Here is a 19,182-nt window from a genome sequence, read left to right as displayed (position 1 = left end):
CTCACGGCGACGCCTTCCACGCGACTTGATCTATCAAACATTCAATATTGTGACAAGAGTCACACTAACGACGCTGTTAGCAACACTGATCAACAGACTTGAGATCAATCTCTAAAGCCCTTCAGAAATCAGAGTTTCAATTTTACGGAGTTCAACCAACGGTTCGGCAATCCACCATCACCAGCACAGCCAAGCGATCCCACCTGAAAGCACATCATGCTATGCCTACGTCACTATCCCTCTGCCAGTGCCAGCACTCACCACTTGACGTCGCCTCGTGGCAAGATGGGTCATATTGCATGCCGAGGATCGATCAGCCTTTGTACGACAGAATGACGGAAAAATCTCACTCTGTCATTTTGACCATACAACCCCAGGAGGTGATCTCGTAAAGCATGTTTTTCATCGCCGGATCGCTCAATGCTAACCACGGCTGTAGTAAATAGCCGCTTCTCTGGATCTGGATGGCGCAAGGGAAACAATTTCCATGAAGGGATCCGCATTTAGAAAATACCGCAACAATCATTTAAAAAAGACTGCGTGCTCCATTTGTCATAGTAACGTTTCAAACCGCGCTGATTTGTGCCTACTCCGATTACTCAGGGCCAGTTACCTAGTTACCTCATCAGAGGCATCCTTTTTTTCTTCAAGACTCCCATCATCATGAAAATGAATGTCAAAATAATGATTTGTTAATAATAAACATGCAGAGAGAGCAACCGCAAGTATCGCCGCTCCTCCAATATCCAATGAGGAAAGATCTATATCCGAAGAATATAAAAACACTAGAATAAAGCTAATAAATCCAAAAAGTTTCACAAAGAACCTGCCACACACCGGAAGATATAATTTAATGAAATTATTAAATGCAACAATCATAGATTTCAAGCTGAATGCTCCACCTGTAATAGTATTATTTTAAGTTTCACTGATTTATACCTGACCCATTATTCTTGTTCAAACTGCATCTTCAGAACTATTCTTTTTTTTCTTTAGACTCCCATCAGCATGAAAATGACTTTTAAAATAACGATTTATACATAACAAGCCTATAGAGAGAGCAATCACAAGTATCACGCACATCCCAACATCGAATGAGGCAATATCTATATCCGTAAACACAATATATAAAAATACAAAAATAAACCCCGTAAAAAAAACCATTTTCATCCGGAGTCTGCTGACCCCTTCCGCCAAAAGATTCGATGCAATACAATCATCGAAGGCAATCATCATGGCTTTAAACTTGTTCATTTCATCACCTTTAAAGGTGGGCACCCAAAATCATAGTGCCCACACAGATTAAACTTAACGAATCATCGGATAAGGAGATAAAAATCTATTATAAATAAATGTTCCAACCCCCCAACCTAATCCACCAGAAAATCCACCAGCAGCTCCAATAAGTCCACCTCGGCTTGCACCAGCCAAACCTCCCTGAATAGCGTAACCTGCAATCATGCCAATAGCAGCGCCTGTATCGACCCATTCAGCCATGCCGGATCCATCAATTTGCATTACTTCAGAAGGTGATAGCTCATGTATATTCATCATTTTTATTCCTCAATAAGCAATAGAAGCAGACATAGAAGGAGCGAAGAATCTATTATAAATAAATGTTCCAACCATCCAACCTCCTCCCGCAGCCGCACCAAGCAATCCCCATGTGGCGGCAGATGCGCCAATTGTAGCCGCTGAAGTAGCACCAGTCATAATGCTACCAAAAGCACCGAAACCAGCCCCAATTGATGCACCATCAGTCATAGGGTTACCTCCAGAAACCTCTGAAACCTCAGCAACAGATAATGTACGCATTGACTTACTCCTTTTGATTGACGCATCCCCTGCGTCTTGGGGCCGGGAACATACCCGGCAATTTCCAATCCAAAATACGTTGCTATCTATGCTATCTATTAGTATTCCTCCTTAAATAAACACAGCGACTCAAACAATCCATTCGCACAATCAGGAGATTGATCAGACATGATGGATGGCAACTTTAATCTTCCATCTAAGTTAACCCGACATCAAACAATGGGTGTCAATCGAAACACATAAAAAAACATGACCACACACAATGCCATGACACTATCCATCAACAGTCATAGTGAAGATAACACTATGCAGTGCAACTGCTGTGCTGCTATCAAGAGCCCCTTCAGAGAATTAACTATGAAGGGGCATAAACGAAGCTAAAGATACAACTTATAATGGTTTAAGATTGCCTTTTACAACAAATCTTTGGTTTATAAAAAATCTAGTAGCCAGATTTAAGACTTAACGCTTTAAAAAAGCACTCAGAAAGTTAGTCAGAAAGCTAGACGCACTAGCCGCAAGGCTAGACGTAGTAGGATCAGTAGAAACAGTACTACTACTAAACAAACCGGACAAACCACTTAATAAATTACTAAAAAATGTATTCAAACATGCACCAGAAACCTGTTCAACTTCCACTTGATTAAGCTCACGCATCTCTAAATTCTTCTCATTCATTAATTTAAAAACTAACAAACCAATTTTAAGACTTAGCTTTAAAACAACGACCCCAAAGGCTAGCCATAATATTAGACTCACTAGTCTCAAGGCTAGGCATAGCAGGTTTAAAAATTTTTAAAGGGTTAAAAATGTTAACAGGATTAAAAGAAATGGCGGCATCCTTAAACTCAGAAGATAAACCACCCACTATATTATTAAAAATTGCAATAGAAATAGAAAATGCACCAGAAACCTGTTCAGCTTCCACTTGCTTAAGCTCACGCATCTCTAACCCCCCGATTCATTTTATTAATTTAAAAAAGCCTAACAAACAGATTTAAGACTTACCACTCAGAAGTTTAGTAATAGGTTCTAAAAGTTTTAAAGGATTAAAAATGTTAAAAGGATTAAAAGAAACAGGGCTATCGTTAAATACAGGGGACAAACCACCTAATATATTATTAAAAATTGCGCCTAAAAGCCCACCACGACCACCACCACTTGCACCAGAAATCTGTTCAACTTCTACCTGATTAAGCTCACGCATTTCTAAACTCACCTCTTTAATTTATGAAACGTTAAAAAATTACTCTAAAGGTAAAGGTTAAGGTTAAGATTTACTATTCTCAAGGACAGACGAAGCAGGCTTTAAAAGATTTAAAATTTTTAAAGGGTTAAAAATGTTAAAAGGATTAAAAGAAACAGGGCTATTGTTAAATACAGGGGACAAACCACCTAATATATTATTAAAAATTGCGCCTAAAAGCCCGCCACGACCACCACCACTTGCACCAGAAATCTGTTCAACTTCCACTTGATTAAGCTCACGCATTTCTAAATTTTCCTTTCGACTTGATTAATTTATAAAAAATCAACAAACGGATTTATTATTTTTTATTGTAACCTTGATAGAATCCATTAAAGAATGCCTTAATATCATCAATATTGACTGTAACCCAATGAAAGACAATATTGACACCTGTACTCAAATCATCCCATATGCCCGCACCAGAAATCCTTTCAATTTCCAATTCACTCATCTCACGCATCTCTAATTAACTCCTGACTTCAATAAAAAGCTCTATTAAATTCGCTTAAGATTTTTTATTAAAGATACTAAATAATGAGAAAAAACCTGCACCAAATAATGAAGTGATGCTGTCTGCAAACCAACGGAAAACCGTACCTGTAGTTTGACCGATATCTTCCCACATACCTTCACCAGAAACTTGGTCTACTTCCACTTTACTAAGCTCACGCATCTCTGTATTAACTCCTAAATTTCAATAATTTTTAGAAAATCTCTAGATAAACACACTTAAGACTTTTTATTGTAACCCAAACCAAAGCCACTTATAAAATCTGTAACTGAACTATAAATATAAGAAACATTTTTATATAAGGTAATAGCTGTCCCAATTACCCCAAGAGCCGCCAGGCCCAAACTGCCACCAGAAACTTCTTCCATTTCTGCTGCATTGATCGTACGCATAGTTGCTTACTCTCCAAAGTTGACGTTGATGTACTCCACTCTATTTAACGTGTTACACATTAAAATTATGTGACGAAAGACACATTATTTAGAGAACATCCCGAAGGAAATCACATACGGGAAACATTGTCAATAGAGAAAATACTACTGGAAAATAACATCAATAAAATCAAACAACAGCACTTATCCAGGTGGATAATCCAAATACGGATAGAATTTCATTCGTTTTTTCACTAAATAATTAAATAAAAAAATTTTATGGCTTTATATTAAAAAAATCGCGTACAGCGTGAGCAATAAAATAACCCCGAAATTACAGTTCAGCACATGACTACAGATTCTTACGCGTCGGTATCAGTAGATTGCCAAACAACAAACCCGCCACAAGCGCCATCACCACATTTGTGACACTTAGCAATTCATCCTGGCCCACATTGATGCTTTGCTGTTCAACCACATCCATGAACCCACGCATACTAGTACTGCCGGGCACCAGCATGATGATCCCTGGTACACGAATCAACGCACCAGGTTTAGGCATCAAACGGCCAAATAAATTGCCTGCTGCGGTCAATGCCATCGCCGACAGAAACACGCCTTCGGCATTGCCCCATAATTTCCCGGCATAACGCGCGATGACATAACCAGCCATTGCAGCAGCCATCACCCATGGGTAATCGCGTAAACGTGCCTTGAACAGCACCGCGAACCCATAAGCCGTGGTCAACAGTGCCACCCATTCAATCCATTGCGGCTGTGTCTGGGCTACGTATATTTGCGGTTTCAACCCAATCAGCTTGCACAAATTCACTGCGATCACAGCCCCAACCGTGAGCTTGAATACCACAGTCAGTGCGCCAGCCAACCGTGCTGTACCTGAGACCCAATGCTGGCTTGACAATTCGTTCACAGCGTTGGTCAGTGACATACCGGGTAGCAATACCACTACCGAAGCAATAATCACCGTATTAAGGTTGATCGGACCAACCAACGTGGCTACCAGCGTAGCAACGAAACCAGCCAGCAATGCAGCCAATGCCTCACTGGCCTCACGCGTCGCGGGACGGTGGTCGGTGTACTGTGTCAGCAGGCCAATCAGCAAACCAACCGTCGAAGCTGTGGCGATATCCAGCCACGGCAGCTTCCACAGTCCAGCAACACCAGCCGCGGCCAGCCCGAAACCGAACACTTGTATCATTTTGGAACGCCGATCCAACTCGCGATCCAACCGGCGCAATGCAGTGTGCCCCTGGGAGATGCTCATTCGACCAGAGGCTACCGCTTGAGCGACATTGTCAGCCACACTAAGCTTGTACAGATCGTTTTCACCCGGTGCCAACCGGATCACTCGGGTAATATCACTAGAGCCGATTGTCTTCGCTGGATCACTGAAGCTGAGAATAATGCCCGTCGGATTAGACCATGGCTCACAATCCAATCCAAGTTGCTGACTCAGAGCCACCAACGATGCTTCCAGCCGCTGTGCGGTAGTGCCATATGAATGCAGGCGTCCGGCAATCTCAGTCACAAACGCAACGCGCTGCGCATAACTGGTGGAAACGGCGGGTGAAAGGACAGGGACAGAAGACATACGTCAGATAAAAAGCACGAATAGCCAAGACAGCCAGTGTATGCCGTCCCCCGCAAGAAAATGCTAACCCAATGTCTGACACGTGAAAATCGATATCCGCGCTTCACGCAGACCAAGGTATGCTGTACCCCGCATTATGCCGATAAACACCTTGACTGCACCACACATTGAACAAGACGCCCAAGACGGTAGCCGGATACACCTGAGCGGCAGCTGGGTATTAGCTAACATATTAGCTGCAGCTGAGTTACTGCAGTTACATACCAACACCATCCGGCACATCAACGCTCGTAACATCGATCATCTGGATTCGGCTGGAGTACTGCAGCTACTGCGTTTCGCCGCACATACCGGACTTAAGAACGAAGCAATTGAGTTTCGTGAGGAGCATCGCACCTTGATCTCCACAATTGAGATTCTCGACGATGAGCATCCCAGGTCTCAACGTGACTACGGTTTTCTTGCGGCATTGGAGCGCCTAGGCATCGCAGTAACCAAAATCGGCCACAATATTGTCGACGTATGCAGCTTCCTCGGCGAGAACTTGCTCAAGATAGTTCAACTGGCACGCGAACCACGACGCTTTCGCCTCACCTCCACCGTGCACCACATGGAGCAAGTCGGCCTGGATGCAGTGCCGCTGGTGGTGGTGCTGTCCTACCTAGTAGGTGCGGTGATCGCATTCCTAGGTTCGACCATCTTGCGCAACTTTGGTGCAGAAATATTCGTGGTCGAATTGGTCAACATTGCCTTCCTGCGTGAGTTCGCCGTGCTGTTGACCGCCATTGTCCTGGCCGGACGCACCGCTAGCGCATTCACCGCACAAATCGGTGCAATGAAGTCGCGCGAAGAGATTGACGCAATCCAAACCCTGGGACTGGACCCGATCGACCTGCTGGTCATCCCACGTCTGGTCGCACTGCTAGTCATGCTCCCACTGTTGACCTTCATCGCAATGATCGCCGGCTTGGCAGGGGGAATCACCGTGGGTGCATTCGACCTAGGCATTCCTCCACAAATGTACTTGTCACGCATGCACGAAACCATGCAGGTCCGGCATTTCCTGATCGGTCTGTCCAAGGCGCCGCTGTTTGCACTGATCATCGGACTGATCGGCTGTCTGGAAGGACTCAAAGTCACCGGCACTGCGCAGTCGGTCGGCAAACATACGACCTCCAGTGTGGTACAGACGATCTCGCTGGTGATCATCATCGATGCGTTAGCAGCGTTGTGGTTCATGCGTATGGGTTGGTGAAGCAATGAGCAAGACGACAACACATCCGGCAAATAGCATCGCTGGAGAGCATCACGAAGAAAACTTGGCAATCCGCGTGCGCGGCTTAATCAATCGCTTCGGTACACAGACCGTACACGATGGGCTGGACATGGACGTACGTCACGGCGAAATCCTGGGTGTGGTCGGTGGCTCAGGTACCGGAAAATCGGTATTAATGCGTACTATCCTAGGGTTGCACACCCCCAACGCTGGATGGATCGAGGTACTCGGTGTAAACGCCCACTCGAAAACCTCTGAGGACCGGCGCCTCATCACTCGTAACACGGGTGTACTATTTCAGGATGGTGCATTGTTCTCCTCGATGACAGTCGGCGAAAACGTACAAGTGCCACTTAAGGAACACCACGGAGCATTGACCGAACGCTGGTACTACGAACTGGCACTGCTCAAAATCAAGCTCGCAGGACTGCCAGCCAACGCACTGGATAAGCTACCTTCGCAACTGTCCGGTGGCATGCGCAAGCGTGCTGGCCTGGCACGTGCACTTGCGCTAGATCCCCCGCTCCTGTTTCTGGACGAGCCCACCGCAGGTCTAGACCCGATCGGCGCAGCCTCGTTTGACCAGCTGATCAAGACACTGCAAAAAGCGCTGGGCTTGACCGTGTTTCTAATCACCCACGACCTGGACACGCTGTATACCATCTGTGATCGCGTCGCAGTACTGGCCGAACGCAAAGTCATCGCGAACGCACCGTTAGCAGAGATCGAGCACATCGATCACCCGTGGATCCGTGCGTACTTCCACGGACCACGGGGACGTGCTGCACGTGCCGCCCAGCAAGCCTCTATAGAAACCACCTAAACCATGGAAACCAAAGCTCACTACGTCCTGATCGGCACCTTTACCATTTTGACTGGGCTGGCATTGCTGCTCTTTGGCCTCTGGGCAGCCAAATACTCCTCCGACCGCACTTGGCAAAACTACAGAGTGGTGTTCCGCGAAGCAGTCACCGGCCTATCCATCGGCAGCCCCGTGCAATACAACGGTATCGCCATCGGTTCAGTCACTCAGCTGACTCTCGCCCCGAATGATCCACGCCAGGTCGTAGCACATATCCGGGTCAACTCGACCACACCCATCAAGAAAGACACGCGCGCAAAACTAGCAATTAGCAGCTTGACCGGCCCATCCATCATCCAACTGTCTGGCGGCACCCCAGAATCACCACCACTGACAAGCATTGATAAAGATGACGCCCCAATGATCCAAACCACACCATCTGCATTGCAAAATATCACCGACACCGCTAACGATATCGTCGCACGTCTGAACGAAGTACTCAGCGACAACAATGTCGCAGCGATCTCAGCCACCTTGCAAAACTTGCAGAAAATCAGCACCCAAGTATCTAACAGCGAAACAGGCTTAGAAGCACTGCTGGTCAGCGCGCGCGATGCTGCACGCCAACTGGACACCACTCTAGCCAGCGCCAACGGAACAGTGCAGCAATTGGACCAGAACCTAGTAAAACGCCTACCCGCCATTCTGAATAAACTCGACACCACGCTGACCAAGATCGACGTAGCTGCCAACAACACCAATAGCATTCTTGACAACAATCACGCAGCCATTAACAGCTTCGCCAACGAAGGCCTGGGCCAATTCGGTCCGACCCTGAGTGAGCTACGCAGCCTGATACGTGACTTGCGCCAAATCAGTAACAAACTCGAAAACAATCCCAAACGTTATCTGTTCGGTCGCGATGTTCCGAAGGAGTTTGATCCTAAATGAAACTGATCCATCCTCTGCTGTGCCTGCCTGTATTCATCCTCACCAGCTGCTCCTCAGTACTGATGGGCGAAAAGACACCGACAACAATTTATTCACCACAAATCCACGTCGTCCCCGATCCCTCCTGGCCTACGGTGGCTTGGCATCTGACGGTACTCAACCCCAAAGCCCCACGCATGATCGACAGCCCACGTATCAACGTACAACCCACCCCAGGCGAGATCCAGGTCTACCGTAACGTGAGTTGGGCGCAACCAAGCACCGATATACTCGAAGATGCACTCATACACGCGTTCGAAGATTCAGGGAAGATTGCCGGCGTGGCTCGAGCCGGAACCGGCATCAGCACCGATTACAACCTAAGCTTAGATCTACGCCGCTTTGAATCTGATTACGCTGGGAAACGAATGCCAACGGCAACCATCGAAGTCAACGCTAAACTGATCGGCACCCACAACCAACGCTTGATCGCTTCGCGTACTTTCATGGCCACACAACCAGCAGCAAGTACCGATACCTCCGCGGTCGCTAACGCCTTCGGACAAGCACTCACTCAGTTGACCAATGAACTGGTCGGCTGGACTCTGACCACTGGTCAAAGCGACGCCACCACCCACAACAAGCCTCCAAAGCGCTGAGGCATATAGATATCGTTGACTTAAAAATCAACTCTTGGCCATAACATCAGGAACAGCAGCACGCTGTCATTCCAACATAATAAGCAACGCACAAAACATAAATGCCGGAACTTCAGTCAAGCAAAAAGCATAAAGGCTAGACTAGACGTGACCCACCGGGCCGTTAGAAACATTCCGCCACATCCCTACGCCCTTTAAGAAAAGGGCAAAAATCAAATCAGGATGCGCCGAAAAGTCAGGTTGATCCGCTCCCCCAACAACCTCGAAGTACGGGGCAAGGCATGCTGATAGTAACGCTGAGTTGTCCCTCCCATCAGTAACAAATCACCGTGACTGAGTACGCATTCAGCACGTAGGCGACGCTCACGCCGATGTCGGAATACAAAGCGACGCGAAGCCCCCAAGCTGAGTGATGCGATCAAGGGATCCACCCCAAGTTCCGACTCATCGTCACTGTGCCAGCCCATTGCATCACCACCATGACGGTAACGATTGAGTAAAACGCTATTAAAAGCAGCATCAGTTTCATTCTCTAGATACATACGCAGCGACGCTAGCACCGGCAACCAAGGACTTGGCTGAAAGCATGTACCTGAGTAACGATAACTGGCTTGCGGGTCTCCCATCCAACATGACAAACGTGGCGAGTCAACCTCACGGCCAAAGATGTGAATTCGCTGCACTTCCCAGGGCACCTCTTCAAGCAGCCGTGCCAACAGTGCATCAGCCACACCGAACGGCAACCACCCCGGCTGCAGGGAAATCCGCGCATCTGGCAAGAACGGGAACAGATGCATAGCAAGCCACATTAACACGATGACAAGAACACAGTATCCATTTGCCGCCCCTAAAGAACTTCAGGAAAATAATCAAAAGCGATCAAGCTTATTTCAGGAGCACAACATGTTGGCAACGGAACAGGAGACAGGAGTAAACGCCACCGAACGTGAGGTGATGGAATACGACATTGTCACTGTTGGGGCTGGCCCAGCCGGCTTAGCGTTTGCAATCCGGCTGAAACAACTCAATCCTGGATTGTCAGTATGTGTGATCGAAAAATCCAGCACCATCGGCGCCCATATTCTCTCTGGCGCAGTGATCGAACCTGCCCCCCTGGATAGCCTACTTCCCGGCTGGCGCGACGCCCCGCCTCCAATCTGCGTACCCGCGACCGAAGACGAATTCTGGCTCCTGAGCAAAGATAACGCACACAGATTTCCGATCATGCCACCAAGTATGCGCAACCACGGTAATTTTATCGTCAGCCTTGGCGCATTATGTGCCTGGTTGGCACCTCAGGCCGAGACGCTGGGCGTGGACATTTACCCAGGCTTCTCCGCCACTGAAACCCTGCATGATGCGGCTGGCCAAGTCATTGGAGTGCGCATTGGCGACATGGGTATCGCCAAAAACGGAACACACAAACCCAGTTTCACTGCTGGGATTGCCATCCATGCCAAGGTCACCGTACTCGCCGAAGGCGCACGTGGCCACCTGACCAAACGCCTGATTAAACATTTCGCTCTGGATCAAAACAGCGATCCGCAGACCTATTCCATCGGTATCAAAGAATTGTGGCAAGTACCCAAGGAACGTGGCTCTCCAGGCAAGATCGTACATACCCTCGGCTGGCCCGCCGATACACATACCTACGGCGGCGGTTTCCTATACCACCTGAATGACAATCGCATCGCACTCGGTTATGTCAGCAGCCTGGACTACCACGATCCAGAGTACGAACCTTGGGAAGCATTCCAGCAATGGAAAAACCACCCACTCATCAAACCGCTTCTGGAAAGCGGTAGCATCCTTTCGTCCGGCGCACGCGCGATCGTCACCGGCGGCTGGCAATCACTCCCAAAAGTGGAGATGCCAGGTGCACTCTTGATCGGTGACACCGCCGGCTTACTCAACGTCCCCAAGATCAAGGGAACACACCAAGCGATCCGCAGCGGCATGCTCGCTGCCGAACATCTGGTCGCCACCCAACTCACCCCCTATGGATTCGACGCCAAGCTGCGTGCTTCGAAGGCTATGGCCGAGTTAAAACAAGTACGTAACATCAAGCCGGGTTTCAAAAAAGGTTTATGGTTCGGCCTGCTTAACGCGGCCTGGGAGACCGCTACAGGTGGCGCCTCCCCATGGACATTGCAGAACACACCAGACTGGGCCACCCTGGAACGACTCGGCAAACACGAGCAGCCCAAACGCGACTACGTGCAACGCACACTACCGCCACGTGACCGCCTGCAAAGCGTCTACTTTGCCGCCACTGTGCACGATGAGGATCAACCCATCCATCTGAAAGTCGCCAACCCCGAACTGTGCGTAACACGCTGCGTACAGGAATACGGCAATCCATGCACACGTTTCTGTCCGGCCAACGTCTACGAAATCATCGAAGACACCACCGCAACAACCAACAAACGCCTGCACATCAATGCAGCCAACTGCATCCACTGCAAGACCTGTGACATCAAGGACCCATACCAAATTATCGACTGGATCACCCCAGAAGGCGGCTCAGGCCCAAACTATCAGAACTTGTAAACATCTATCGACACCGTAGCAGTATCACCAGCACATGCACGAATATACTTCTGAAATATCAATAGTCACATCATCACTCCATTTTACTTGAGCAACAGCACGGCAGCGGCATACCATCAAAAATGGATAAAACCATTGGTCGCAATTTACTCAAAATAAAGAATTTCCCATCCTAAGATTTTATATGAACCATAAATTAGACAAATAAAATTTCTTGCAATTTTAAAACCACCCAGAAACTCGCTCAACCACGATAGAAACCCAGAAAAAAATAACACAACAACCATCAACATAAAAATAATATTCCACATTTATAAAACGACAATTGCCACAACGACAAAAATTTTCTCCAAGCACCCACATCTGATGCGTCACTACACAACAAGCCAAGATGTATGCGAAATTTACCAGCAAAAAAACATGCTCCCTTTCTTAATTTCTCATCATGAGATCAAGTGACATGTATTAATGCAATCTCTACAAATACCCATAAAATACTGCTGGCTGGTCCTGTGATAGTTTTGTAAAATAACCACCCTAAAATAGGCCCTCAAACAATAGCCATATGTAATTCATTAAGAAACAAAAAAGGATGATTTCATGAAAACCAAACGAAATAATTATTTTACTCGCATCATCATAGCCGGATTCTTGTTAACGCTTCCCTTTTACGGGATAGCAACACAACATCACACTAAAATTCACACCGCTCAAGTTCAGAAAGAAGATCCACTTTTTGAAACTCTTATCGATCAAGAACCTGAACTCATCACCATCTATGACAAAGGGATTTGGCTTGAGGGACCTCAAGCCTTACCTGACGGTAGCCTTATCTGGAGCGATGTCAAGGCAAACCGTGTGCTTCGTTGGCAAGAAGGAGAAGGAGTTTCCGTCTTTTTGGAACCGTCACATTTCCAAAATGGCCATGCATTAGACAATGAAGGACGCTTACTCGCAGCTTCACATGGGAAAAGAGCGATAGAACGGCTCGAAAAAGATGGAAAGTGGATGATAGTCATCGATGCTTATCAAGGACATAAACTGAACAGTCCAAACGATATCATCGTCGATCGCAGTGGCGATATATGGTTCACTGACCCTGCATTTGGTATCAATAATCCTAAAGAAAGCTACGGCGGTACAGCAGTACAAGGAGGAGATTACAGCTATCGATACTCACCAAAAACGGGAACCATTGTTCGCTTGAAAACTCCTCTTGTCAAAGCACCTAATGGGATCGCTCTCAGCCCTGATGAAAAGACTCTTTATATCGCAGACAGTGAATTAGCCTATAATTTTAACTCTTCCAATCTCAACAGCAGAATTGTCGCTTACACTATTAAAAAAGATAAATCACTCAAAAATGGAAGAGTGCTTGCAACTGTTTCACATGGCATACCAGACGGTATCGCCACCGATGCCATTGGTAATATATGGTCAAGTAGTGAAGGAAGTATTCAAATATTTTCCCCCAAAGGAAAACGTCTTGGAAAAATTATCCTACCTGGCACTGTCAGTAATATGAATTTTTCACTGGATAAAGCGAATAACCCCATTCTTTATGTAACAGCAAGCCACGCAATTTACCGTCTAAAAATAAAAGTAAAGGAGAGTAAACACTGAATACTCATGTTATCGCTATCGTTAAGGCATATGTCTTAACGATAGACATCTATGAATATGATCGAAAAGCTAACGGAACACCATTCTAAATAAGCTAACTTAAGAAATTCACTACCGAATACAGCATTTAATGTTCAGGAACGCTGCAATCCAGAGCACTGACAACCTTAGCTCCACTTAAGCCGAAGATACGCTGCCTGCCCTCCTCCAGAAAACCGGCGGCAGCGTGCCAACCTCACCACAACCCCAGATGACTCAACATTTTGAGCAGCACTACCCATTCGAGTTTCGCTTCAAGCTGCACTTTCACCAACCAGAAATACGCTAATAAACCAATCACACTCTTGCTCCCTCTTCCCAAACTCTTTACTGAATGGCGATCATCCGTCTCGCTTCTCACCCAGCGAAAGACGTTTATTGTTTCCAAATTTCAGAGTTAACTCCAAGATTGCTCCACCATTAGCCTTATGTAGCTCGTTGAACTACTACCAACGTGTGCCTCCTATAAAGGATTCACTTCTGGATGTGTTCTCTCTTTGCCCTCCTCCATCCACTTCTAGTCTCCAAGCGGAGTAATCCACCAGGGGAAGTCGGAAGCATTCCTTCGAGCATTACACACAACCCTGTACCCCATGACACAGCCCAATGACAACGATAATGATGCCGCACTGTTCCGTGCCGCCATCGGCGCAGTGCGGCCACTACGCCCCAGCGAGACGGTCTTCACTCCCCAACTTCGCTCACGGCCCCACAGACACATCATTCAACACAAAGGAAACGAAGCGCAAAGCGAATTTGCACGGTTGCTGCGCGAATCGGCGCAATTGGAAGCTGGCGACATTATCAGCTATCGCAGTAACGTACTGCCTTCGCACCTGTTCCAAAGGCTCAAGCGAGGACAGTTCTCAGTGCAGGACGAACTAGACCTGCATGGAGCCACCGCAGTGCAAGCTGAAACGCTACTACGCCAATTTCTGCTCGACGCTCATGTGCACGAATATGGCTGCGTACGTATCATCCACGGCAAAGGCTTGCAATCCAACGGTGGCACTCCAGTACTGAAAAAACTGGTTAATCAATGGCTGCGCTTACGCAAGGATGTGGTTGCATTCCATTCTTCACCACCCGCGCAAGGCGGCACCGGTGCAGTGCTGGTGCTACTGAGGCGACGCTGAGCCAGTTCAACACAGAGTGGTACCTGGGCCCCTGGCACTCTGACTGAACTTGTTAAATAGCTCAGTATAGTGACTGCAACCCTACACAATAACGATCTCAAGAGCGACACTTTCACTTTGCATTGCTCAGAGCCACAGGGACTGAACCATCAGCCCCGCACGTATCGAGCGGAATACACCCAGGGCTTGGTTCTATAGCAATCAAGCAGCATTTCTTTGTCTACACCACGATACCTTGAAGGCGATACAGCAATACCACAACCTGAGCAGCAATACCCTCACCGCGGCCAATAAAACCAAGCCCTTCGCTCGTCGTGGCCTTGACACTAACGCAATCTGGTTGAACTTCGAGTAAGCGCGCAATACCCTCACGCATCGCACTGACATGCGGAGCGATCTTTGGCCATTCACAGACCACGGTTGCATCAGCATTCCCTACACACCAATCACGTGCACGCAGCAACATATGGCAATGACGCACAAAGATGGCGCTATCCGCTCCCTTCCAACGTTCATCGGAAGGTGAAAAATGTTGGCCAATGTCACCCAATCCCAACGCACCAAGCATGGCGTCACACAGCGCATGCAAGATCACGTCACCGTCACTGTGTGCCAATACACCGCAACGATAAGGCACATGCACTCCACCCAACATCATATGGTCACCGGGTCCAAACGCATGGACGTCATACCCCTGACCGATGCGAACGTTCAAACCCGCCATCACTTGATACTCCATAAATTAAGCCACTCAAACACGTCGTGACAACTCGAACTCAAAACGCGCCAAATCATCTGGCGTCGTGATCTTGAAGTTGCTCTCAGCACACTTCACCAGCAGAGGACGCAAGCCCTGCCGCTCCATGACCATCGCTTCATCGGTAACCTCGATCCCAGCCGCCACCGCCGCCTGCAGGCCACGCACCAACTGAGATCGGCGAAACAACTGCGGGGTGAAGGCACGCCACAACCGTTCACGTGGTTCGGTACCATCAATGCTGCCATCGCCACCGGCACGCTTCAGCGTGTCGTGCACCGGCACCGCCAGGATCGCACCCACTGGATCGGCACAGCCGGCTTCTAGCAACCGATCTAAGTCCGACACCGCCAAGTTCGGACGCGCGGCGTCATGGACTAACACGAAATCATCAGCATGCACCACCTGCGGCAACGCCAGCAAACCAGACAATACCGAAGCAGCACGAGTCACGCCTCCACTGCAAGTAAGCAGTGGCTTATCTGCCACCTCCGTCCAGCCGAACCAATCAACGTCGCCATCAGCAACAACCACCATCAACCCACACACTGCCGGATGTGCTGCCAACGCTTTCAGCGTATAAGCGATCAATGGCTGCCCAGCGACGGGTAAGTACTGCTTAGGCACCAGAGCACCAAATCGGACACCACGCCCAGCGGCTGGGATCACCGCCCAGACGCCAACACTCATGGCTGTTTTCTACGCGGTGGCATCTGATCGGCTCCATGAACAGCAGATGCATTATCCGAAGCAGGTAAAGGAACATCCTCAACCACACGGTAGAAGATCTCGCCAGGCTTGATCATGCCCAATTCACTGCGCGCACGCTCCTCAATCGCTGCCTCGCCATCCTTCAAGTTCTTGACCTCAGCAGCAAGCGAAGCATTACGCTGACGCAAGTGTTCGTTCTCTCGACGCTGTTGAACGATCTGCTTCTCCAACATGCGGACCTCGCCGGAGTTACCAGGACCGAACCAAAAGCGGTGCTGCAGCCAAGCCAACAATGCCGCAAGCACCAGCAACAACCAGCGCCAATTACGCACAAATCAGCACTTGAGCGAAACGAACGCATCGCGACCAGCGTAACGCGCACCAACGCCGAGAGCTTGCTCAATGCGTAACAACTGGTTGTACTTGGCAACACGATCACAACGGCACAACGAACCGGTCTTGATCTGGGTGGCCGTGGTCGCCACCGCAATGTCCGCAATAGTAGTGTCCTCGGTCTCACCTGAACGATGCGAGACAATAGCAGCGTATTGGGCACGGTGAGCCATAGCAATTGCTTCCAAAGTCTCCGTCAAAGTACCGATTTGATTGACCTTGATCAGGATCGCATTCGCGATGCCAGAGGCGATACCTTCCTTGAAAACCTTAGGATTAGTCACGAACAGGTCATCTCCTACCAACTGTACTTTATGACCGATACGCTCAGTCAACTGCTTCCAACCAGCCCAGTCATCCTCGGCTAAACCATCCTCAATACTGATAATCGGATACTGTGCAACCCAGTTAGCTAGGAAATCGACAAATTGTTCACTGGTCAGGCGCTTGTTCTCACCAATCAAGTTGTACTTACCGTTGTCGTGAAACTCGGAAGAGGCGACATCCAACCCTAACAACACATCCTCTCCAACGGTATAACCAGCCCTACCGATTGCCTCAAGAATGGTATCCAGTGCCTCGACATTGCTGCGCAAGTCTGGAGCAAAGCCTCCTTCATCACCCACTGCCGTACTCAACCCATGCCCCTTCAGCACTGACCTGAGTGCATGAAAGATCTCTGCACCGGCACGCAATGCCTCGGAAAACGAGGCGAAACCAACCGGCAACACCATGAACTCCTGGAAATCAACATTGTTATCCGCATGCGCACCACCATTGATGATGTTCATCATTGGCACCGGCAGCGACACGTTGGATTCACCAAGCGTGGACAAGTACAGCCACAGCGGCTGCTTACGCGCAGCCGCAACCGCATGTGCCGTCGCCAGCGAGACACCAAGCAGCGCGTTGGCCCCCAAGCGCCCCTTGTTCTCGGTACCATCCAGATCGATTAAGCGATGGTCCAAGCCCTGTTGATCAGCGCCATCGAAACCGAGCAACGCCGTAGCAATAGCGCCATTGACGTTATCCACTGCTGCACGCACTCCCTTGCCTAAGTAGCGAGTCTTGTCGCCATCACGTAATTCGACCGCTTCCTTGGTACCGGTCGAAGCGCCTGAGGGCACTGCAGCACGGCCACACGCACCATCCTCAAGCGTAACCTCGGCTTCAAGGGTGGGATTGCCCCGGGAATCAAGAATCTCACGAGCATGGATTTTGGTAATAGTGATCATGGGTCCAGTCAACGGCTAGGGAAGGGAGGAACACCAGGAAACCATCGGATTATCATCGCAGTACCGCGACTTGCCAAATGGCTCCGGTTTCAAAAGATCCTAAGACGACGCCATGGAAATCTCCGGCACCTACTGAGCTGTACCGAGCAACAATGAAACCGTTGCACTGGGCATGTAATGACAACCTGAGGTTAAGGACAACAAACAACCCCAGCTGATGCTGTCTGATCTTGTCTGAGAACATCAATGATGACCGAGTCCACCGTAAGACGACGCCAGGATGATATCACTGAAGAAGACCACCCTGGCTGCGTTGATCTGGAACGCTGTATCAGTTACTGCGACAACGGATCGATGCCATTCTGGATCATCGCATCAATCATCCGACTATCCCGTGTGACCATACCGCACTGAGTGAATTCTAGGAGGGATGGCCATCACATGCATCGGTACAGTTGCTTTTGAAAATCGTTCGAGGCAATGCGTGTTTCTCATCGCATTCAACTCATCCATCTCCACACGGATGACAATCATCAACCCGACACAGTCAAGCAAGGAACACGGCCAACCATCACACGATCAAGAGATACTTCCGACGCACACCAATGCCTTCCTGCAATCAGCAAATTGATTCAATCCTGTTCCAGAAAACCTTGTTTTTTAGTCACCGCATCCAACTCCAGCAGCGTTTCCAGCAACACCGCCATCTTGTGCAACGGCCAAGCATTGGGGCCATCGGACAGTGCGTTGGGCGGATCCGGATGAGTCTCCGCGAACAATCCGGAAATACCCGCCGCCACAGCGGCCCTCGCCAACACGGGCACGAACTCGCGCTGACCACCAGAACGGCCACCCTGGCCACCCGGCAGCTGCACAGAATGAGTTGCGTCGAATACCACCGGACAGCCGGTCTCACGCATCACCGCCAGTGAGCGCATATCGCTCACCAGATTGTTGTAACCAAACGAAGCGCCGCGTTCGCATACCAGGATCTGTGCATTACCGGTCGACTTAGCTTTCTCGACCACCGGTTTCATATCCCATGGGGACAAAAACTGTCCTTTCTTGATATTGACCGGTTTGCCCACCGCACAGACATTCCTGATGAAATCAGTCTGACGTACCAAAAACGCAGGCGTTTGCAGCACATCAACAACAGCTGCCACCTCGTCTATTGGGGTGTACTCGTGCACATCCGTCAGCACTGGCACACCGATCTGTGTCTTCACCGCTTCTAGTACTTTCAAACCTTCTTCCAAGCCGGGGCCACGAAAACTGTTGCCCGAGGTTCGGTTCGCCTTATCGAAGCTCGACTTGAAGATAAAGTTTAAACCAAGCTTGGCGGTGATCTCCCTGAGTACACCAGCAGTATCCAGCTGCAACTGTAGCGACTCGATCACACACGGGCCAGCGATCAAGAAGAGTGGCTGATTGAGACCAACTTCGAAACCACAAAGCTTCATCACATCACCTGACTGTTTAGGAATACCGACCAACGGAGAAAACAACGACA

General features: G+C 48.8%; 24 protein-coding genes and 1 pseudogene. 7 read left to right on the top strand and 18 right to left on the bottom strand.

Annotated elements, in window-relative coordinates:
* Positions 1-609: 609 nt before the first annotated feature.
* From PLS229_RS03610 to PLS229_RS03555, 12 genes are all read right to left on the bottom strand, one after another.
* Positions 610-879, bottom strand: a complete 270-nt coding sequence (locus PLS229_RS03610) for a hypothetical protein (protein WP_038270647.1) — start codon at positions 877-879, stop codon at positions 610-612.
* A 78-nt stretch (positions 880-957) separates the two neighbouring features.
* Positions 958-1,254 (bottom strand): hypothetical protein, encoded by a 297-nt coding sequence (locus tag PLS229_RS03605; RefSeq protein WP_038270714.1) that lies wholly within the window; start codon positions 1,252-1,254, stop codon positions 958-960.
* A 54-nt stretch (positions 1,255-1,308) separates the two neighbouring features.
* Positions 1,309-1,554 (bottom strand): hypothetical protein, encoded by a 246-nt coding sequence (locus PLS229_RS03600; RefSeq protein ID WP_230430824.1) that lies wholly within the window; start codon positions 1,552-1,554, stop codon positions 1,309-1,311.
* Positions 1,555-1,563: 9 nt separating this feature from the next.
* Entirely contained in the window at positions 1,564-1,815 is a 252-nt protein-coding gene (locus PLS229_RS03595; RefSeq protein WP_069636202.1) for a hypothetical protein, read from the bottom strand.
* Between the two features lie 462 nt (positions 1,816-2,277).
* The gene (locus PLS229_RS03590) at positions 2,278-2,493 is read right to left on the bottom strand and encodes a hypothetical protein (RefSeq protein ID WP_162814087.1); all 216 of its coding nucleotides are present in this window, start codon (positions 2,491-2,493) and stop codon (positions 2,278-2,280) included.
* A 25-nt stretch (positions 2,494-2,518) separates the two neighbouring features.
* Positions 2,519-2,761 carry a hypothetical protein gene (locus PLS229_RS03585; protein ID WP_038270646.1) on the bottom strand — a complete coding sequence of 81 codons (243 nt, stop codon included), beginning with the start codon at positions 2,759-2,761 and terminating at the stop codon, positions 2,519-2,521.
* A gap of 51 nt (positions 2,762-2,812) precedes the next feature.
* Positions 2,813-3,022: a hypothetical protein gene (locus tag PLS229_RS03580; RefSeq protein ID WP_152536586.1), complete on the bottom strand. Its 210-nt coding sequence runs from the start codon at positions 3,020-3,022 to the stop codon at positions 2,813-2,815.
* A gap of 63 nt (positions 3,023-3,085) precedes the next feature.
* Positions 3,086-3,307 carry a hypothetical protein gene (locus PLS229_RS03575; protein ID WP_152536585.1) on the bottom strand — a complete coding sequence of 74 codons (222 nt, stop codon included), beginning with the start codon at positions 3,305-3,307 and terminating at the stop codon, positions 3,086-3,088.
* A gap of 55 nt (positions 3,308-3,362) precedes the next feature.
* Positions 3,363-3,515: a hypothetical protein gene (locus tag PLS229_RS03570; RefSeq protein ID WP_162814086.1), complete on the bottom strand. Its 153-nt coding sequence runs from the start codon at positions 3,513-3,515 to the stop codon at positions 3,363-3,365.
* A 54-nt stretch (positions 3,516-3,569) separates the two neighbouring features.
* Positions 3,570-3,737, bottom strand: a complete 168-nt coding sequence (locus PLS229_RS03565; protein ID WP_160165141.1) for a hypothetical protein — start codon at positions 3,735-3,737, stop codon at positions 3,570-3,572.
* A gap of 56 nt (positions 3,738-3,793) precedes the next feature.
* A complete protein-coding gene (locus PLS229_RS03560) occupies positions 3,794-3,967 on the bottom strand; it encodes a hypothetical protein (RefSeq protein ID WP_171898045.1) in 174 nt (57 codons plus the stop codon).
* A 331-nt stretch (positions 3,968-4,298) separates the two neighbouring features.
* A complete protein-coding gene (locus PLS229_RS03555) occupies positions 4,299-5,558 on the bottom strand; it encodes a threonine/serine exporter family protein (protein ID WP_038270645.1) in 1,260 nt (419 codons plus the stop codon).
* A gap of 136 nt (positions 5,559-5,694) precedes the next feature.
* On the opposite strand from PLS229_RS03555, the gene PLS229_RS03550 reads away from it, so the two are divergent.
* The 4 genes from PLS229_RS03550 to PLS229_RS03535 are packed head-to-tail and all read left to right on the top strand — an operon-like array spanning position 5,695 to position 9,225.
* Positions 5,695-6,813, top strand: a complete 1,119-nt coding sequence (locus tag PLS229_RS03550; protein ID WP_038270644.1) for an MlaE family ABC transporter permease — start codon at positions 5,695-5,697, stop codon at positions 6,811-6,813.
* Between the two features lie 4 nt (positions 6,814-6,817).
* Positions 6,818-7,657 carry an ABC transporter ATP-binding protein gene (locus tag PLS229_RS03545; protein WP_038270643.1) on the top strand — a complete coding sequence of 280 codons (840 nt, stop codon included), beginning with the start codon at positions 6,818-6,820 and terminating at the stop codon, positions 7,655-7,657.
* 3 nt (positions 7,658-7,660) lie between these two features.
* Positions 7,661-8,587, top strand: coding sequence for an MlaD family protein (locus PLS229_RS03540; protein WP_038270642.1), 927 nt, complete (start codon positions 7,661-7,663; stop codon positions 8,585-8,587).
* A complete protein-coding gene (locus PLS229_RS03535) occupies positions 8,584-9,225 on the top strand; it encodes an ABC-type transport auxiliary lipoprotein family protein (RefSeq protein ID WP_038270640.1) in 642 nt (213 codons plus the stop codon). The genes PLS229_RS03540 and PLS229_RS03535 overlap by 4 nt, the downstream gene beginning before the upstream one ends.
* A 212-nt stretch (positions 9,226-9,437) precedes the next feature.
* On the opposite strand, the gene PLS229_RS03530 is transcribed toward PLS229_RS03535, so the two are convergent.
* A complete protein-coding gene (locus PLS229_RS03530; protein WP_038270710.1) occupies positions 9,438-10,022 on the bottom strand; it encodes an alpha-ketoglutarate-dependent dioxygenase AlkB family protein in 585 nt (194 codons plus the stop codon).
* 106 nt (positions 10,023-10,128) lie between these two features.
* On the opposite strand from PLS229_RS03530, the gene PLS229_RS03525 reads away from it, so the two are divergent.
* The 3 genes from PLS229_RS03525 to PLS229_RS03515 all read left to right on the top strand — a co-directional run bounded on the left by PLS229_RS03525 (position 10,129) and on the right by PLS229_RS03515 (position 14,573).
* Positions 10,129-11,775, top strand: coding sequence for an electron transfer flavoprotein-ubiquinone oxidoreductase (locus PLS229_RS03525; RefSeq protein ID WP_038270639.1), 1,647 nt, complete (start codon positions 10,129-10,131; stop codon positions 11,773-11,775).
* Between the two features lie 600 nt (positions 11,776-12,375).
* Positions 12,376-13,398 carry an SMP-30/gluconolactonase/LRE family protein gene (locus PLS229_RS03520; RefSeq protein WP_038270637.1) on the top strand — a complete coding sequence of 341 codons (1,023 nt, stop codon included), beginning with the start codon at positions 12,376-12,378 and terminating at the stop codon, positions 13,396-13,398.
* A 632-nt stretch (positions 13,399-14,030) separates the two neighbouring features.
* Positions 14,031-14,573, top strand: coding sequence for a Smr/MutS family protein (locus PLS229_RS03515; protein ID WP_038270636.1), 543 nt, complete (start codon positions 14,031-14,033; stop codon positions 14,571-14,573).
* A 220-nt stretch (positions 14,574-14,793) separates the two neighbouring features.
* On the opposite strand, the gene ispF is transcribed toward PLS229_RS03515, so the two are convergent.
* From ispF to kdsA, 5 genes and pseudogenes are all read right to left on the bottom strand, one after another.
* Positions 14,794-15,297, bottom strand: a complete 504-nt coding sequence (gene ispF / locus PLS229_RS03510) for a 2-C-methyl-D-erythritol 2,4-cyclodiphosphate synthase (protein ID WP_038270708.1) — start codon at positions 15,295-15,297, stop codon at positions 14,794-14,796.
* A gap of 33 nt (positions 15,298-15,330) precedes the next feature.
* A pseudogene (gene ispD / locus PLS229_RS03505) lies at positions 15,331-16,020 on the bottom strand (2-C-methyl-D-erythritol 4-phosphate cytidylyltransferase); the annotation flags it as partial.
* On the bottom strand, positions 16,017-16,373 hold the full coding sequence (gene ftsB / locus PLS229_RS03500; protein ID WP_038270632.1) for a cell division protein FtsB: 357 nt from the start codon (positions 16,371-16,373) through the stop codon (positions 16,017-16,019). The pseudogene ispD and the gene ftsB, both read right to left, overlap by 4 nt.
* 3 nt (positions 16,374-16,376) lie before the next feature.
* Positions 16,377-17,669 carry a phosphopyruvate hydratase gene (eno, locus tag PLS229_RS03495; RefSeq protein ID WP_038270631.1) on the bottom strand — a complete coding sequence of 431 codons (1,293 nt, stop codon included), beginning with the start codon at positions 17,667-17,669 and terminating at the stop codon, positions 16,377-16,379.
* 632 nt (positions 17,670-18,301) lie between these two features.
* The gene (kdsA, locus tag PLS229_RS03490; RefSeq protein WP_038270707.1) at positions 18,302-19,132 is read right to left on the bottom strand and encodes a 3-deoxy-8-phosphooctulonate synthase; all 831 of its coding nucleotides are present in this window, start codon (positions 19,130-19,132) and stop codon (positions 18,302-18,304) included.
* Between the last annotated feature and the right edge of the window lie 50 nt (positions 19,133-19,182).

It is taken from the genome of Xylella taiwanensis (assembly GCF_013177435.1).
Lineage (GTDB): Bacteria > Pseudomonadota > Gammaproteobacteria > Xanthomonadales > Xanthomonadaceae > Xylella > Xylella taiwanensis.
The sequence above is the reverse complement of the archived record's forward strand: the minus strand, read 5'-3'. Positions and strand labels throughout refer to the sequence as shown.